At 44.5% G+C, this 14,586-nt stretch carries 16 protein-coding genes; 10 read left to right on the top strand and 6 right to left on the bottom strand.

What is annotated here, in order from left to right:
* Positions 1-7: 7 nt before the first annotated feature.
* Positions 8-1,504, top strand: a complete 1,497-nt coding sequence (locus CYL31_RS17170) for a DHA2 family efflux MFS transporter permease subunit (protein ID WP_212916370.1) — start codon at positions 8-10, stop codon at positions 1,502-1,504.
* Between the two features lie 89 nt (positions 1,505-1,593).
* On the opposite strand, the gene CYL31_RS17165 is transcribed toward CYL31_RS17170, so the two are convergent.
* Together CYL31_RS17165 and CYL31_RS17160 are read right to left on the bottom strand one after the other, a co-directional pair.
* Positions 1,594-2,289, bottom strand: coding sequence for an aspartate/glutamate racemase family protein (locus CYL31_RS17165; protein WP_212916369.1), 696 nt, complete (start codon positions 2,287-2,289; stop codon positions 1,594-1,596).
* Positions 2,290-2,404: 115 nt separating this feature from the next.
* Complete coding sequence (locus tag CYL31_RS17160; protein ID WP_212916368.1) at positions 2,405-2,860, bottom strand: GNAT family N-acetyltransferase; 456 nt, start codon at positions 2,858-2,860, stop codon at positions 2,405-2,407.
* A gap of 153 nt (positions 2,861-3,013) precedes the next feature.
* Between CYL31_RS17160 and CYL31_RS17155 the strand changes: the two genes are divergently transcribed.
* Positions 3,014-3,478, top strand: coding sequence for a GNAT family N-acetyltransferase (locus tag CYL31_RS17155; RefSeq protein WP_212916367.1), 465 nt, complete (start codon positions 3,014-3,016; stop codon positions 3,476-3,478).
* A 17-nt stretch (positions 3,479-3,495) separates the two neighbouring features.
* On the opposite strand, the gene CYL31_RS17150 is transcribed toward CYL31_RS17155, so the two are convergent.
* Positions 3,496-3,759: a DUF3820 family protein gene (locus CYL31_RS17150; RefSeq protein WP_100188303.1), complete on the bottom strand. Its 264-nt coding sequence runs from the start codon at positions 3,757-3,759 to the stop codon at positions 3,496-3,498.
* Positions 3,760-3,818: 59 nt separating this feature from the next.
* A complete protein-coding gene (locus CYL31_RS17145; RefSeq protein ID WP_212916366.1) occupies positions 3,819-4,709 on the bottom strand; it encodes a LysR family transcriptional regulator in 891 nt (296 codons plus the stop codon).
* 193 nt (positions 4,710-4,902) lie between these two features.
* Here CYL31_RS17145 and CYL31_RS17140 point away from each other — a divergent pair, with 193 nt between their 5' ends.
* Together CYL31_RS17140 and fghA are read left to right on the top strand one after the other, a co-directional pair.
* The gene (locus CYL31_RS17140) at positions 4,903-6,018 is read left to right on the top strand and encodes an S-(hydroxymethyl)glutathione dehydrogenase/class III alcohol dehydrogenase (protein WP_212916365.1); all 1,116 of its coding nucleotides are present in this window, start codon (positions 4,903-4,905) and stop codon (positions 6,016-6,018) included.
* Positions 6,019-6,083: 65 nt separating this feature from the next.
* The gene (gene fghA / locus CYL31_RS17135; RefSeq protein WP_212916364.1) at positions 6,084-6,914 is read left to right on the top strand and encodes an S-formylglutathione hydrolase; all 831 of its coding nucleotides are present in this window, start codon (positions 6,084-6,086) and stop codon (positions 6,912-6,914) included.
* Positions 6,915-6,967: 53 nt separating this feature from the next.
* On the opposite strand, the gene CYL31_RS17130 is transcribed toward fghA, so the two are convergent.
* The gene (locus CYL31_RS17130; RefSeq protein ID WP_212916363.1) at positions 6,968-8,482 is read right to left on the bottom strand and encodes a cobyric acid synthase; all 1,515 of its coding nucleotides are present in this window, start codon (positions 8,480-8,482) and stop codon (positions 6,968-6,970) included.
* An 86-nt stretch (positions 8,483-8,568) separates the two neighbouring features.
* Between CYL31_RS17130 and cbiB the strand changes: the two genes are divergently transcribed.
* The 6 genes from cbiB (at position 8,569) to CYL31_RS17100 (ending at position 12,801) form a co-directional block, all read left to right on the top strand.
* Positions 8,569-9,549 carry an adenosylcobinamide-phosphate synthase CbiB gene (cbiB, locus tag CYL31_RS17125; protein WP_212916362.1) on the top strand — a complete coding sequence of 327 codons (981 nt, stop codon included), beginning with the start codon at positions 8,569-8,571 and terminating at the stop codon, positions 9,547-9,549.
* Positions 9,534-10,652, top strand: coding sequence for an aminotransferase class I/II-fold pyridoxal phosphate-dependent enzyme (locus CYL31_RS17120; protein ID WP_212916361.1), 1,119 nt, complete (start codon positions 9,534-9,536; stop codon positions 10,650-10,652). The genes cbiB and CYL31_RS17120 overlap by 16 nt, the downstream gene beginning before the upstream one ends.
* Entirely contained in the window at positions 10,649-11,161 is a 513-nt protein-coding gene (gene cobU / locus CYL31_RS17115) for a bifunctional adenosylcobinamide kinase/adenosylcobinamide-phosphate guanylyltransferase (protein WP_212916360.1), read from the top strand. The genes CYL31_RS17120 and cobU overlap by 4 nt, the downstream gene beginning before the upstream one ends.
* 98 nt (positions 11,162-11,259) lie before the next feature.
* A complete protein-coding gene (gene gpt, locus CYL31_RS17110) occupies positions 11,260-11,757 on the top strand; it encodes a xanthine phosphoribosyltransferase (RefSeq protein WP_212916359.1) in 498 nt (165 codons plus the stop codon).
* 253 nt (positions 11,758-12,010) lie between these two features.
* Positions 12,011-12,418: a DUF2914 domain-containing protein gene (locus tag CYL31_RS17105; RefSeq protein ID WP_212916358.1), complete on the top strand. Its 408-nt coding sequence runs from the start codon at positions 12,011-12,013 to the stop codon at positions 12,416-12,418.
* 50 nt (positions 12,419-12,468) lie between these two features.
* Positions 12,469-12,801, top strand: a complete 333-nt coding sequence (locus CYL31_RS17100) for a DUF1904 family protein (RefSeq protein ID WP_012071338.1) — start codon at positions 12,469-12,471, stop codon at positions 12,799-12,801.
* A gap of 421 nt (positions 12,802-13,222) precedes the next feature.
* Here the strand turns inward: CYL31_RS17100 and astB are convergent, their stop codons facing one another.
* A complete protein-coding gene (gene astB / locus CYL31_RS17095; RefSeq protein WP_212916357.1) occupies positions 13,223-14,569 on the bottom strand; it encodes an N-succinylarginine dihydrolase in 1,347 nt (448 codons plus the stop codon).
* Positions 14,570-14,586 lie beyond the last annotated feature (17 nt).

Raw genomic sequence — 14,586 nt, 5'->3', positions numbered from 1 at the left:
TCGACTTATGAGTCAACAAGAAGAGTTCCGTCCAGCGAATATGGCACTGTGTATCTTTGCCATTTCGCTGGGTGTATTTATGCAAGTGTTGGATACCACCATTGCAAACGTGGCTCTACCAACTATTGCAGGTAACATGGGGGTGAGTTTTAACCAAGGTACTTGGGTTATTACTTCCTTTACTGTTTGTCTTGCGATTGGCTTACCTATTACCTCTTGGTTAAGTCGTCGCTTTGGGGAAGTGCAGCTTTATGTTGCGGCTTTGCTCAGCTTTATTATCACATCGTTTTTGTGCGGTATCTCACAAAACATGGCGGAAATGGTGTTTTTTCGCGCATTGCAAGGTTTATCCGCTGCACCTTTGTTTCCGATGAGCCAAGTGCTTTTGATGTCGATTTTTCCGCGGGCGAAACGAGGAATGGCGCTTGCTTTGATAGGCATGGTCGCGGTTGTTGGGCCTATCGTAGGTCCAATACTTGGCGGCTGGTTAACCTACAACTATAGTTGGCCATGGATTTTCTTTATCAATATTCCGGTAGGTATTTTTTCGATTGTAGTTATCTCAGCGCAGTTTAAAAACCGTCCTCAGCAGAAAACCAAACCGAAACTGGATGTCATCGGATTAGCAAGCATGGCGTTGGGCGTTGGAGCATTGCAAATCGTCTTAGATAAAGGCAATGATTTAGATTGGTTCGCAAATAACTGGATTATTGGTGGGGCAGTATTTGCCGCCATCATGCTGACATTTATGGTTATTTGGGAGTTAACAGATGATCATCCGGCAATTAATCTTCGTTTGTTTTTAAATCGAAATTTTTGTATCGGTACCATTTTGCTGACATTGGGTTATGGCGGTTTTTTTAGTCTTAACCTCATTCTTCCGCAGTGGCTTCAGACTCAAATGGGTTATACCGCATTATGGGCAGGATTAGCGGCTGCGCCAATGGGTGTTTTACCGCTATTAATGTCGCCTTTTTTGGGTAAATTCGGCAGTCGACTTGATATGCGCTGGTTGGCAGGTGGTTCATTTGTAGTGATTGGTATAAGTTGTTATTGGCGAACGCTATTTAATTTAGAGGTCGATTTTACGACGATTGCGCTTATACAGTTGTTTATGGGTATTGGCATCGGCTTATTTTTTATGCCAATGACGACGATTTTGATGGCTGATTTGAATGGTCCTGATATTGCGGATGGAGCCTCTTTGTCTACCTTTATTCGAACGCTTGGAGCGAGCTTTTCATCTTCTTTAACCGCGTGGATATGGGCTCGTAACTCAAGCGCCCATCATTCGGTATTAAGTGAAAATATATCGCAATATAACCCGATAGTGTCACCGCAACTTCAAAACCCAAGCACGGCAAGTCTGATGAGCTTTAATGAAACAGTGACGTCACAAGGCTTAATGCTGTCAACTATCGACCTATTCATGATGCTGACAGTCTTATTTTTTGTTCTGACACCGTTTGTTTTTTTTACGAAAAAGGCTGCCAGCGGACACTAATTGATAAATCCCGACTTAATATTCATATATTGGTATATCAGTTCAAGGAGTAATTAGCGTTTGATATAGTCTTCATTGATAGATGCATATCAAACGCTTAACGCCTTATCCACAGCGGCTTTGGCGTGAATATAAGTAGTATCAAATAAAGGCACATCAACGTGTTCTTGTTTGAGTAGTAGAGTAATTTCCGTGCATCCTTCGATAACAGCTTCCGCTCCGCTTTCTTGGAGTCGATCGACGATATCGATATAAACTTGTCTCGATTCAGGAAGAATTTTGCCAAGGCATAATTCGTCGTAAATAATTCTATGTATGTTGTCCCTGTCTTGCTTGGATGGAGTGATTACCTCCAAACCATATTGTTCTTCTAATCTCTTAATATAAAAGTCTTCTTCCATCGAATAACGCGTACCGATAAAGCCTACTTTTTGATGCTTTTGTTTAACAAGCTCTTTGGCAGTGGCATCGGCAATATGTAGTAAAGGAATTTTTACCGCACTTTGAACAACATCAGCTACCTTGTGCATGGTGTTGGTTGCGATAAGGATAAAATCAGCTTTAGCTTGTTCTAAACGTTTGGCTTCTGCAGCGAGGATTTCCCCTAATTGAGTCCAATCGCCTTGATGTTGCAACCGCTCAATCTCGGCAAAATCAACACTGGATAAAATAATCTTGGCTGAATGCAGCCCGCCTAACTTTTGTTTAGTCATCTTATTGATATTTTGGTAGTACAAAGCGGAAGACTCCCAGCTCATGCCACCAATAATGCCGATTGTTTTCATGCTCGAATCCTTTGTTTCCCATTCTGAATACATAAAGTCTAACGAGCTTATTCAATGGCTGTAATGTACAGATAATGAAATAAGTGAAGCGGACTGTAATGCAACAATAACCTTTTTACAGGCTACGAGTCATAAATACGCTATAAGGATCTAGCTTATAGTCGGCAAAAGGACCGCACTCAATAAAGTCGTGTTTTGCGTAAAGTTTTCTTGCTGGCGCAAAGAAATCTTGCGATCCGGTTTCTAGACTTATTTTGTTAAGACCTTTCTTTTTTGCGGCTTCAAGAATATGGCGGAGCAGCGTCGAAGCAACGCCTTTGTTACGGGCAGCGCTGGTGGTGCGCATGGACTTAATTTCAGCGTGTGTTTCGTCTAACGTTTTAAGCGCTCCACAGCCGAGTAATTGCTTATCTTCCCAAACCGTCCAGAAGGTAATGTTCGGCTTTTTTAACCCATCTAAATCTAATGCAAAAACGCATTCAGGCGGCGATGCAGCAAACATATCTTCAAGGTGTTCTGTGAGTATTTTTTTGACTTCTGTGCCAGATAAATCGTCGATTCTGATGTCCATTTAGTGTTCTTTCCTTACTGAAAATAATGGGCTATTTGATACGCCAAAGTAAGCAATTTTTGTACCTTAATTTAGTGTATTTTAGTCGTTAAACAAAAGTGTATACTGTTTTCCAAAATAGGCTTTAGATTAGGGAAAGACATAAGGTGTAATATGACAGATCGAGTGAATTTACGACCTGCCGAAATGAAAGACGCTGAAAAACTTTTTATATGGCGCAATGATCCAGAAACCCGTAATGCATCCCATAACACCGATGAAGTCGTGTTGGAATCACATTTTACATGGTTAAAAGCATCCTTGAGTAATCCTGAGCAAAGGCTTTTGTGGATAGCGGAAGTAGATGGCATCGCGGTTGGGTCTTGTCGAGCGGATCGTGTGGGGAATGCGTGGGAGCTATCATGGACCATTGCACCAGAAGCGCGCGGAAAAGGCTTTGCTCATCAAATGTTGTCTAAATTGGTGCGTTACTTTGATGAGCCACTGTTAGCTGAAGTCAAAGCGGATAATATAGCCTCTATTAAAGTGGCTGAGCGTTCTGGCTTTGTTTTAAAAAAGAGCGTCAAAAAAGGCGGCAATACGTTAATTTATAGCCGTCAACCACCCCAGAAATCTTAGCAAATTTAGGTTAGAGATTAATCATCAAAGCGAATGCGGACTTTCGGTTCGTCTGGCTTTTTCTCGGTCGGTTTACGCAAAGGATCGACCAACTTTTCAAGGCCATTGATTTTTATTTCCAGCGCGAGCTGCAACCATTGCCCTAAATTGCCATTCGGCCAACCTTCGTGGGCAAACCAAAGTAAATAGGCTTCCGGTAGATCAATCAAAACACGACCTTGGTATTTACCAAATGGCATGGTTTGACGAGCAACTTGAACTAGATCTTCTTGTGAGAACATGGGCTTCGCTTAATGATGCTTAAGAGTGAGTATGTGGTGCGTATTTAAACATACGTGTGTTATTTGGCAAATGGCGGATCTTGTTTAAAACGCTGAATCAGGTAATCACAAATACTTTGTAACTTTGGTGAGGGTTGGCGAACTTTCGGGTAAACAAGCCAAACACCACTGTACGGATACTGGTATTGCGTTAGTAATGGGATGAGTTTGCCGCTGGCGAGATCGTCGGACACGTAATAGTCTGGCAATTGAGCGATTCCCAAACCTTTGCGAACGGCATCGAGCAAAGCGGGCCCAGAATTACTGCGCCATTGACTGCTGACTTTTACTTCTTTGCGCTGTCCATCTTGTTGAAACAGCCAGTGATTTTTTGAACCGATCAAGCAGCGGTGTTTGTTTAATTCGGCCAACGTATGCGGCATGCCGTGTTGGTCTATGTATTCTCGTGACGCACAAAGGTATTCGACCCGATCACACAAACGGCGTGACAAATGGCTGGAATCCTTCATGGCACCCATGCGAATAGCAAGGTCGTAACCTTCCTCTATCAAATCTACCGAGCGGTTGGTGAGGTGAAAATCGAGCTCAATTTTTGGATGATGCAATAAAAAATCGTTCATCAAAGGTGCAATGTAGCGTTCGCCAAAGGTAGTGGCACAGGTCATTTTAAACGGGCCAATTGGCGCTTGGTTGAGGGTAGAAATCATTTCCTCGGCACTACTCAGCGCTTCAGGCAAGCCACGACAGTGCTGGTAATACAATTCTCCCGCTTCGCTTAAACGAATACGGCGCGTGGTGCGAAACAGCAGGGTGGTTTCAAGCTCCGCCTCTAGTTGGGTGATCAATCGACTAATGTGCGAAGCGGATACGCTCAGTTTGACTGCGGCGGCTGAAAAGCTGCCTTGTCTGACAACTTCGACGAACGCTTCCATGGCTTCCCAGTTTTTCATAGTCTTTTTGTACCAATAGATAAAGGTTTAGCTTGATGCTTGAGTTGTTACATTATAACCAAATAAAAGATTTTTAAAATGATTGTTGCTGTATGGCAATAATCATTTTCCAAATTGGGGATTATCCTTGTAATTATTTACGTCTACACTGGTTGCATCAAGACTGAATTTAAAACACACATTGGAGTGCGCTATGAAATGTAAAGCAGCTGTTGCTTGGGGACCAGGCCAACCACTTAAAATCGAAGAAGTAGATGTTCAAGATCCACAAAAAGGTGAAGTACTTGTTCGTATGGTTGCAACAGGCGTTTGTCACACAGATGCGTTTACCTTGTCTGGTGAAGATCCAGAAGGTATTTTCCCTGCGATCCTAGGTCATGAAGGTGCAGGTGTTGTTGAAGCGGTAGGCGAAGGCGTAACCACGTTAAAAGTGGGTGACCACGTTATTCCTCTATACACCGCAGAATGTGGCGAGTGTAAGTTCTGTAAGTCTGGCAAAACCAACCTTTGCCAAGCGGTCCGTGTTACCCAAGGTAAAGGCCTAATGCCAGATGGCACTAGCCGTTTTAGCATCAATGGCGAGCCAATTTTCCATTACATGGGTACGTCTACTTTCTCTGAATACAGCGTTGTTCCTGAAATTTCTTTGGCGAAAATCCACGTTGATGCGCCGCTAGAAAAAGTCTGTTTGTTAGGTTGTGGTATCACAACAGGTATCGGTGCGGTACTAAACACAGCGAAAGTTGAAGAAGGCGCAACGGTTGCTGTCTTTGGTTTGGGTGGCATTGGTTTATCGGTTATCCAAGGCGCTCGCATGGCAGGCGCTTCTCGCATTATCGCTATCGATATCAACGAATCTAAATTCGAAATGGCGAAACAGTTTGGTGCGACTGATTGCATCAATCCAAAGAAATTCGACGCGCCAATTCAGCAAGTTATCGTTGATATGACAGACGGTGGCGTAGATTACTCATTCGAATGTATCGGTAACGTACAAGTTATGCGTCAAGCGCTTGAGTGCTGTCATAAAGGCTGGGGCGAATCCATCATCATCGGTGTTGCTGGTGCTGGCCAAGAAATCTCCACGCGTCCATTCCAATTGGTAACCGGTCGAGTCTGGAAAGGCTCTGCTTTTGGTGGTGTAAAAGGTCGCAGCCAATTGCCAGGTTACGTAGAAGACTATATGAACGGCAAGATCGAAATCGACCCATTCGTGACACATACTATGCCACTTGAGCGCATCAATGAAGCGTTTGATTTGATGCACAAAGGCGAGAGTATTCGTACTGTCATTCTTTTCGATAAATAATCGAAATCACACCGTTTTGATAAGCCCGCTAAGCGGGCTTTTTTAACACAGCTAAGGAGACAGCTATGGAATTGTTATCCAGCACCAAAAGCTTCGGCGGTTGGTTGAAGCGTTACAAGCATGAAAGCTTGTCAGTGAAAAGCGAAATGACCTTTGCTATTTACCTACCTCCACAAGCAGAAACGCAAAAAGTGCCAGTCTTGTATTGGCTGTCAGGTTTGACTTGTAATGACGAAAACTTCACACAGAAAGCGGGCGCTTTTCGCAAAGCAGCAGAATTAGGTTTAGCCATTGTTTGTCCAGATACCAGCCCACGCGGCACGGATTATCCAAACGAGCATGAAAGCTACGACTTTGGTTCTGCAGCAGGGTTTTATATCAATGCGACGGTTGAACCTTATTCGAATACTTACCACATGTATGATTACGTGGTTCAAGAATTGCCGCATTTGGTAGAAGCCAACTTCCCTGTGACCGACAAGCGTTCGATCTCTGGTCACTCAATGGGTGGTCACGGCGCTTTGATTTGCGCGTTGAAGAACCCAGGCAAGTATCAATCTGTTTCAGCGTTCGCACCGATCGTTAATCCAACTAACTGTCCTTGGGGCGAAAAAGCCTTTACTGGATACTTGGGTGAAGACAAAGCCACTTGGAACGAATGGGATGCGACTTTGCTAATCGAGAAGGCAAGTGAACGTTTGCCTTTGTTCATTGACCAAGGCGAAGCGGATAACTTCTTGGTAGAACAACTTAAGCCAGAAGCCCTAGAAGCGGCCTGTGAAAAAGCCGGACATCCGATTACGCTACGCCGTCAACCGGGCTACGACCACAGCTACTTCTTCATCGCCAGCTTCATCGACGATCACCTAGAACATCACTCCAGAGCTTTGGGTTAACACTTAGTTTTCTCTTCATTGGAATCGACAAAAGCGAGCTACGGCTCGCTTTTTTACTGCTGGAAGTTTCGACACTGTTCAATTAATACATCGATATTCATATTTTGTTCTGTGCTGTCGGCGAGGCGGTTGATTTCGTTGTCTCGGTATTGGTCGTAGTCGAATGTGGCGGCTTGGTCGACGCCTGCCCAGTTTAGTAAGGTTTGCAGGGCTTCTGGGTGGTCAAATACGCCGTGCAGATAGGTTCCGATGATTTGACCGTCTTCTGATATGTAGCCTTCTTTTTCACCGTTTTCTTTGTTTTTTTCGTTATTTAAGAGAGCGAAATGGTTTATTGTCGTATTGGCTGAAAAGCTCGACACGCCAGAGTGGATTTCGTAGCCAGTGACTTGTGGGTAGCTGCTGGCGTTCGTTGATAACGTAAGTTTTCCGTGGCGTTGTTTAAGCTGTTTTTCTTCTTTAAGGACAGTTTTCATGGGAATAAAGCCAAAGCCAGCAGATTGAGTGTTGGCGTGTTGGTTTTCTAGTCCTAGCGGATCAAGCAGTTGCTCGCCGAGCATTTGATAGCCGCCGCAAATCCCGATGACTTTTCCGCCGTATCTAAGGTGTTTATTCAAATAATCTTCCCAGCCTTCTTGACGTAGAAAGGCGAGGTCGCTTTGTACGCTTTTGCTGCCTGGCAAAATGACTAGATCCGCAGGTGGAATGGGGGCGTTGGCTCCCACTAGGGTGACTTGAACATCTGGATGAAGACGTAACGCGTCCCAGTCTGTGTGATTACTAGTGCGCGGCATAATAGGGATGACGATGTTTAGCTTGGTGTTGCTGTCGGTTTTAATGGGACTTTTGGCGACGGCGTCTTCGGATTCTAGATGAAAACCTTTTAAGAAAGGTAGAACCCCTAGAACCGGTTTGCCGGAGCGTTCTTCTAACCAATCTAAGCCAGATTGCAGCAAGCTGATGTCGCCACGAAAACGGTTAATTACAAAGCCAATCACTCGGTCTTGCTCGCTTTGGCTAAGTAAATCCAATGTACCAACGAGATGAGCAAATACACCGCCTTTGTCGATATCGGCAATGATAATAACTGGGCAATTGATGCTTTCCGCAAAGCCCATGTTGGCGATGTCGCGAGCGCGTAAATTGATTTCTGCTGGGCTGCCAGCGCCTTCAATTAAAACAGCTTGGTATTGTTCGGCTAAGCGATGATAAGAATCCAATGCGGCGACTTTGGCGATGCTTTTGTATTCGTGATAGCCAACCGCGTTCATGTTGCCCACGGCTTTGCCTTGGATGATGACTTGTGCGCCTGTGTCTGTGTTGGGTTTGAGCAGAATTGGATTCATATCCACGTGTGGCTCAAGCCCAGCGGCATAGGCTTGCACGGCTTGAGCTCGGCCAATTTCATTGCCATCTTGCGTGACCGCGCTGTTTAAAGCCATATTTTGTGGTTTGAATGGTGCGACCTGAATGCCTCGGCGGATGAATAAACGGCATAGCGCCGTGACTAATGTGCTTTTTCCGGCGTCCGAGGTAGTTCCTTGGATCATTAAACTAAAGGCTGGCATTCAGTATCATCACGCTTCAAATCAATAAGGTGGTAGAATTCTACCTTACCTGTCCACCTTGTTAAGTGAAAATACGACCTATATTTATGATCCTTGCTAATTTAAACAGTAGTTTTGATGGTTTTCTTGGTGTGTTCTCTATGGCCAGTTTCATTTTGGTCGCGGCCTTGGTATTGGATCGCTTATTAGGCGAGCCAAAAACTTGGCATCCTTTGATTTGGTTTGGTCGCTGGGTGGATCTTTGTCGCAAGCATATTCAGTTGCCTTTAGACGCTTCTTTATCTCGTCAACGCATGGTTGGTGTGTTGGCATGGCTGGTGGCGGTTTTGCCTTGGGGGATGATTCTATTGGCTTTGTTTTGGTTGTTGCCGAGTTGGCTAGATACTTTGCTGTCTGTGGTGGTGTTGTATTTTGCCATTGGTTGGCAGAGTTTGCGTGAGCATGCTTTGGCGATTTATCAGCCTTTGTCTGTCTCTCCACTGTCGGCAGAAAAACTCGATGAAGCACGTCTTGCTGTGAGCTATATCGTCAGCCGTGACACACAGAATTTGGATGAATCATCGGTGGCAAAAGCGGGTATTGAGTCGGTTTTAGAAAACGGCAGTGATGCGATATTTGCACCGATATTTTGGTTTATTCTCTTCGGTGCGCCGGGTGTGCTCCTGTATCGTCTTGCCAATACGCTGGATGCTATGTGGGGCTATAAAACCGAGTCATTGCTGCACTTTGGTTGGTTCGCGGCGCGCTTTGATGATGTATTGAATTATATTCCGGCTCGTCTTGTGGTTTATACCTATGGGGCTTGTGGTAAATGGCATTCAGCCATTCGCAGTGCTCGTCGTCCTTCTGCCCGTTGGAAAAGCCCTAATGCTGGCCCGGTGATGGCTGCAGGGGCGGGCGCTTTGGGGATTCAGTTAGGTGGCGAAGCGCCGTATTTTGGTAAAGTCGAAACGCGACCCATTCTAGGCGAGGGTGATTTACCGACGCCTCGACATTTAAAAGAGGCCATTTGGCTGGTGGATAAAAGCGTGATTTTGTGGGGATTGGTTATATGTCTATTGGTCTAAAATCTTCTAAGTTAGAAAGCTTACCCCCAAAGCACGGTGGTGATTTGGCTTTTTGGCAGCGGAAAGTCGGTAATGAAGCGTTGAATTGGTTGGATTTATCCTCTGCGTGCAATCGTGAGCCTTGGCCCATTCCAGAAGTAGATACCTCTTTATGGATGGATTTGCCTGATCAAGTGAATTTATTAGACGAAGCAGAGCGCTATTTCGGTCGTCGTCCCAATGCGATTGGCGCGGGTTCCCAGCATATTATCGAATCTTTACCGCCCATGTTGCTGGCGAGTCAGTCTTCGGCTCTGCTTACTGTATCGCAAATCGTTTTTGTGCCCCGTATTGGATATCAGGAACATGCCTTTGCTTGGGAAAAATGGGGCTTTGAGATTGCCTATTACGATGCATTGGAAGAGTTATTAGGACAGAAATGGGCGGTTGCCGTGGTGATTCAGCCGAATAACCCAACGGGGGAAATTGCTTCGTCCAAGATTCTGTCTCAGTTAATTGTCCATGCTGAGCAGCAAGGGGCGAATATCGTTGTGGACGAGGCTTTTGTTGATGCTTGCCCAGAGTTGAGTCTGTTGAATAGCAAACAAGGTGAAGCGCTGAGTGAATCGCTTTTTGTATTACGCTCTGTTGGTAAGTTCTTTGGCTTGGCTGGTGCTCGCGTGGGTTTTGCTTTTTGTGCGGAAAAATGGCAAACCGCGTTAAAGAATTTGCTGGGACCTTGGCCAGTGGCTACGCCAAGTTTGCATTTGGTGAGATTGGCCTTTGCTGATACGGCTTGGCAGTCTCAGGCTAGACAGAACTTAGCAGTACGGCAAGCGGCGTTTGTTGAACGTGTTGTGCCTAAATTTAATACTATCTTTGATTCTCAAGAGTATGTATTGAGTCCGCTGTTTGTGACCTGGACTCTCGAAAGTGGTGACTATGCGGCGCAAGTATTTGAGATGTTGCATCAAGTTGGCGTTCATACTCGTTTAGGCGAAGGTTGGATTCGTGTGGCATTACCGGCTTTGCATGAAATGGATGCTTTAAATAGCGCATTGATTCGTTTATTAAAAACGGCAGGAGGCCAAACGCAGGGCTTTTCAAGGGGGCAGCTAGCATGAAGCATCTCGTTTTAGGTGGCGTTCGTAGTGGTAAAAGTGCCTTTGCTCAAGAACAAATAGCCGCTTCTGGAAAACCGGTGTGTTATGTGGCGACGTCTCAAGTGTGGGACGACGATATGGCGGATCGTGTTCGTCAGCACAAAGACAACCGACCGAGTGAATGGCAATTGATAGAAGAGCCGTTAGCATTGGCAAGTGTCTTACATTCTCTTAATTCACCTGATCAAGCAGTCATTGTTGAGTGTTTTACCTTATGGATGACAAATTTATTGTGCCTAGAAGATGAAACTCGTTTGGAAGAGGAAAAACAAGCACTATTAAATGCGGTTGAAGTGTTTGAAGGAGATTTAGTTCTAGTATCGAGTGAGGTAGGTCTAGGTATTATGCCGATGAATGCGCTGGCTAGGCGTTTTGGTGATGAGGCTGGCACAATGAATCAGGCGCTAGCTAAATTGACCGATCGGGTAACTTTTGTTGCGGCCGGCCTACCATTACCGCTAAAATCTTAATCTTTTATTTCCACTCAATCTTTTCTTGTATTATGTTATTCCTTTAGCGGTACATAATTGAGAAATCAAAACCAATAGCGAAAGGCGTAGGAGCTTTGATGACCCCTTATTCAAAAGATTTTCCGGTATCTTGGGAAGAGTTACATAGGAATGCTCGCGCTTTGTCTTGGCGTTTGCTTGAGCAAGGTCCTTGGAAGGGTATTATCGCTATCACTCGTGGTGGTTTAGTGCCCGCGGCTATTTTATGTCGTGAAATGGATATTCGTTTGATTGATACGATTTGTATTGTTAGTTACGGCGCTGGCGAAAAAGCCGACGGAGTAATGAAACAAGGTGAGCTGAACGTTTTGAAAGGTGTAGAAGGCGACGGTGAAGGTTTTATTTTGATCGATGATTTAGTTGATACGGGACGTACTGCGGCAAAAGTACGTGAAATGTTGCCTAAAGCGCATTTTGCAACCATTTACGCAAAACCTGCCGGCAAGCCATTAGTTGATACTTTTATTACCGAAGTAAGCCAAGATACGTGGATACGCTTTCCTTGGGATATGGAATATACGTTTTCAACCCCTTTGGCAGATCGTCACGCAAAGTAAGTATTCACTTCAGCCACATACTCCCTAAAAAAGTCTAAAGAGAAAACCTCAACAGAAAGTTAGTTATCGTTTGACACAAAAGGAGCGAGAGAGTTTGCAAAATTACACAAAACTCTCGCTTCCTTTACACAGTTTTCAGCTAACTTTATGGTTATATTCATTTCTAAATTAGAGTCAAAGAGCGGCGAAATAAATAGCGTGTTCCACGCATTTTTAATGCAAATGTTTTATGTGATTACAATAGGGTTTTAATATGTGGCAAACGTTAACTAGAGTTGCTTTGGCTGGTATTTTATCGTTTGCGATGATTTTACCTGCTTGGGCTGAAGGTACTGTGGCTCGTGCTCAATTTTCAACAGATGTTGTTGATCGCGAACCAATTGATGATATTGGTCCCACTGTAAAAGTAGAATACGGTGAAATTCAAAGAATATACTTCTTTACTGATTTGCGTGATATGTCGGGCAGCCAAGTGATTCATCGTTGGAAGCTAGACGGCGAAGATCAAGCGGATGTAGGTTTTGATATAGGTGGTGACCGTTGGCGTGTGTGGTCAAGTAAACGACTAATGCCCGGTTTTGATGGCAAATGGAGTGTGGATGTTGTTCAGGATGGCCAAGTGATAGAAACTCGTACGTTTGATTATGTAGATGAAGGCTAGTAAATCAGGCATTATTTATGGCTAATTTTTAATATCGACTAAGGATTAATATGCCTCATTTACGTGTTCGTGGACTCGCTTTTGACGAATTAGAATCTATCGCAGATATTTTGATAGAAAATTTAGCTGAAATTACCGATACGCCTAATTCGCATTTTACACTTGAATACCAAGCAACAACCTACCTTGCTGTCGGCGGTGCTTCTCCTGCTTATCCGTTTTTTGATGTTTTGTGGTTTGACCGAGGCGATGAAGTAAAACGCAAAGTAGCGTTAATCATTGAAGAGTTGGTTAGACCATTGGTAGATAGTGGCCAAGACATTACCGTTTTGTTTCATGATCTACAGGGCAAAGATTATTACGAGAATGGCGAGCATTTTTGAGCAACCTTTTCTCGATTACTACGCTTGCTAACACTTTGTTAAAAATAGACTCGTTTTAGCTTCGCTCGTCACATCGAGTAAAGACCTCTCTCATGCCATAAAAATAGTTTTGTAGGCCTGATGAGGGAGGTACGACAGTGATCAGGCGTGTGACAGATAGCTTCTTCCCCTCAATTAATTTTGCCTTCAATTGGTTGATTTATATGATTTTTGGTATGGAATCACTAGCTAATCGGCTCTTTTCAAAAGTAATGCCGAAAGGGTATTTTTCAACCGTTATGTATACCGTTAACCGTCAGATCACACCTTCGTTCCTCGGTTCATCTGACCTACAAAATCGACGGAATCATGTATTTACATAACTTAGTGTTAATCCAATGAAACACTGATACCTCGCCCCTTGGAGCGGGGCGGTTCATTCTTACCTTTGAAATTCGTAGACACTTCCCAAGTTCATTATCTGAGTTAATTCATCTAATGCGTTGCGGCTTTCGATTAGCAATTGCGGATCGGCAAGGTCTTTTTCATGCAGTTCATCTCGGTAATGCTTATCTACCCAAGTATTTAAAAGCTCAAACAAGGTATTATTCATTAGAGTAGATGGGTTAATCGCCGCTTGCTCAGCTTGCGTTAAAGCAACGCGAAGTCGCAGGCAAGCTGGGCCGCCGCCGTTGCTCATGCTTTGTTTAAGATCGAATACTTTGATTTCATTTATGGGTGATTGACCAGCAACTAGGCTATTTAAATACGTCCAAACTGCAGTATTATTCTCACATTCTCCTGGTACAACCAGTACCATGTCATCGTCGCCACGGCTTAATAATTGGCTATTAAACAGGTAAGACTGAATGCAGTCTTGTACCGATACCGCGTCGCTTGGTACTTCAATCAGGTGGAACTTAGATGCCCTATCTCCCCACGCTGTGAGTAAGTCTTGCTTCATTTTAGCCGTATCCAAGAAGGCTTCTTGATGATAAAAATGCGCATTGCGATTGCCAACGGCGATCACGTCATTATGGAAAACACCAGCGTCAATGACACTTGGGTTTTGCTGTGCGTAAACCACTTGATCCGCGGATAAACCGTGACGACGAGCAACCGCTTGTGAAGCTTCCAGAGTGTGACGAGCTGGAAATTTAGCAGGATGCGGTGCGTTATAATTAAAAGCTTCCATTCCATACACAAAGAATTCGATACCTTGTTCGCCATAACCATGACAAAAACGTGTGTGGTTTGCTGCGCCTTCATCACCAAAATGATCGACGCTAGGCAAGGCGGGGTGATGAGCGAAGTGCTTATCGTCGCTGAAAGTCGCTTGTAAAATCGCGCCAGTGGTTTCATGTTCTATTGAACGATGGAACTTGTTTACCAAGTTGGCTGGCGTGAAATGTACTCGTTTGTCGCTGGTGTCACCACTTGGTGATACGGTTGCGGCATTGGCTGTCCACATACAAGACGCAGAGCTAACCGCAGCAAGCAGTTTTGGTGCTTGTTTAGCGGCTTGTTCCAATATATAGGCATCAGTACCAGAAAAACCTAAACGACGCAGCGTAGGGATGTGCGGACGTTCGTGTGGCGCGAGTACGCCTTGTACAAACCCCATGTCTGCCAGGGCTTTCATTTTTACCAAGCCTTGTTTTGCCGCCGCTTTCGGATTGGATGGGCGTGCAGAGTTATTCAATGAAGCGACGTTACCAAAAGATAGGCCGCTGTAGTTGTGGGTTGGGCCCACTAAGCCGTCAAAATTGGCTTCTGTCGCTATGTTCATAATTGCCTCTTGTAAAT

Origin of the sequence: Marinomonas sp. A3A, assembly GCF_018336955.1 — a bacterium.
GTDB classification, from domain to species: Bacteria; Pseudomonadota; Gammaproteobacteria; order Pseudomonadales; family Marinomonadaceae; genus Marinomonas; species Marinomonas lutimaris.
This window is presented reverse-complemented; position numbering and strand designations above follow the sequence as displayed.

What these genes read in the sequence shown, in the direction of transcription:
- CYL31_RS17170 (WP_212916370.1), top strand. Translation starts at nt 8, where the DNA reads ATGAGTCAACAAGAAGAGTTCCGTCCAGCGAATATGGCACTGTGTATC.
- CYL31_RS17165 (WP_212916369.1), bottom strand. Translation starts at nt 2,289, where the DNA reads ATGAAAACAATCGGCATTATTGGTGGCATGAGCTGGGAGTCTTCCGCT.
- CYL31_RS17160 (WP_212916368.1), bottom strand. Translation starts at nt 2,860, where the DNA reads ATGGACATCAGAATCGACGATTTATCTGGCACAGAAGTCAAAAAAATA.
- CYL31_RS17155 (WP_212916367.1), top strand. Translation starts at nt 3,014, where the DNA reads ATGACAGATCGAGTGAATTTACGACCTGCCGAAATGAAAGACGCTGAA.
- CYL31_RS17150 (WP_100188303.1), bottom strand. Translation starts at nt 3,759, where the DNA reads ATGTTCTCACAAGAAGATCTAGTTCAAGTTGCTCGTCAAACCATGCCA.
- CYL31_RS17145 (WP_212916366.1), bottom strand. Translation starts at nt 4,709, where the DNA reads ATGAAAAACTGGGAAGCCATGGAAGCGTTCGTCGAAGTTGTCAGACAA.
- CYL31_RS17140 (WP_212916365.1), top strand. Translation starts at nt 4,903, where the DNA reads ATGAAATGTAAAGCAGCTGTTGCTTGGGGACCAGGCCAACCACTTAAA.
- fghA (WP_212916364.1), top strand. Translation starts at nt 6,084, where the DNA reads ATGGAATTGTTATCCAGCACCAAAAGCTTCGGCGGTTGGTTGAAGCGT.
- CYL31_RS17130 (WP_212916363.1), bottom strand. Translation starts at nt 8,482, where the DNA reads ATGCCAGCCTTTAGTTTAATGATCCAAGGAACTACCTCGGACGCCGGA.
- cbiB (WP_212916362.1), top strand. Translation starts at nt 8,569, where the DNA reads ATGATCCTTGCTAATTTAAACAGTAGTTTTGATGGTTTTCTTGGTGTG.
- CYL31_RS17120 (WP_212916361.1), top strand. Translation starts at nt 9,534, where the DNA reads ATGTCTATTGGTCTAAAATCTTCTAAGTTAGAAAGCTTACCCCCAAAG.
- cobU (WP_212916360.1), top strand. Translation starts at nt 10,649, where the DNA reads ATGAAGCATCTCGTTTTAGGTGGCGTTCGTAGTGGTAAAAGTGCCTTT.
- gpt (WP_212916359.1), top strand. Translation starts at nt 11,260, where the DNA reads ATGACCCCTTATTCAAAAGATTTTCCGGTATCTTGGGAAGAGTTACAT.
- CYL31_RS17105 (WP_212916358.1), top strand. Translation starts at nt 12,011, where the DNA reads ATGTGGCAAACGTTAACTAGAGTTGCTTTGGCTGGTATTTTATCGTTT.
- CYL31_RS17100 (WP_012071338.1), top strand. Translation starts at nt 12,469, where the DNA reads ATGCCTCATTTACGTGTTCGTGGACTCGCTTTTGACGAATTAGAATCT.
- astB (WP_212916357.1), bottom strand. Translation starts at nt 14,569, where the DNA reads ATGAACATAGCGACAGAAGCCAATTTTGACGGCTTAGTGGGCCCAACC.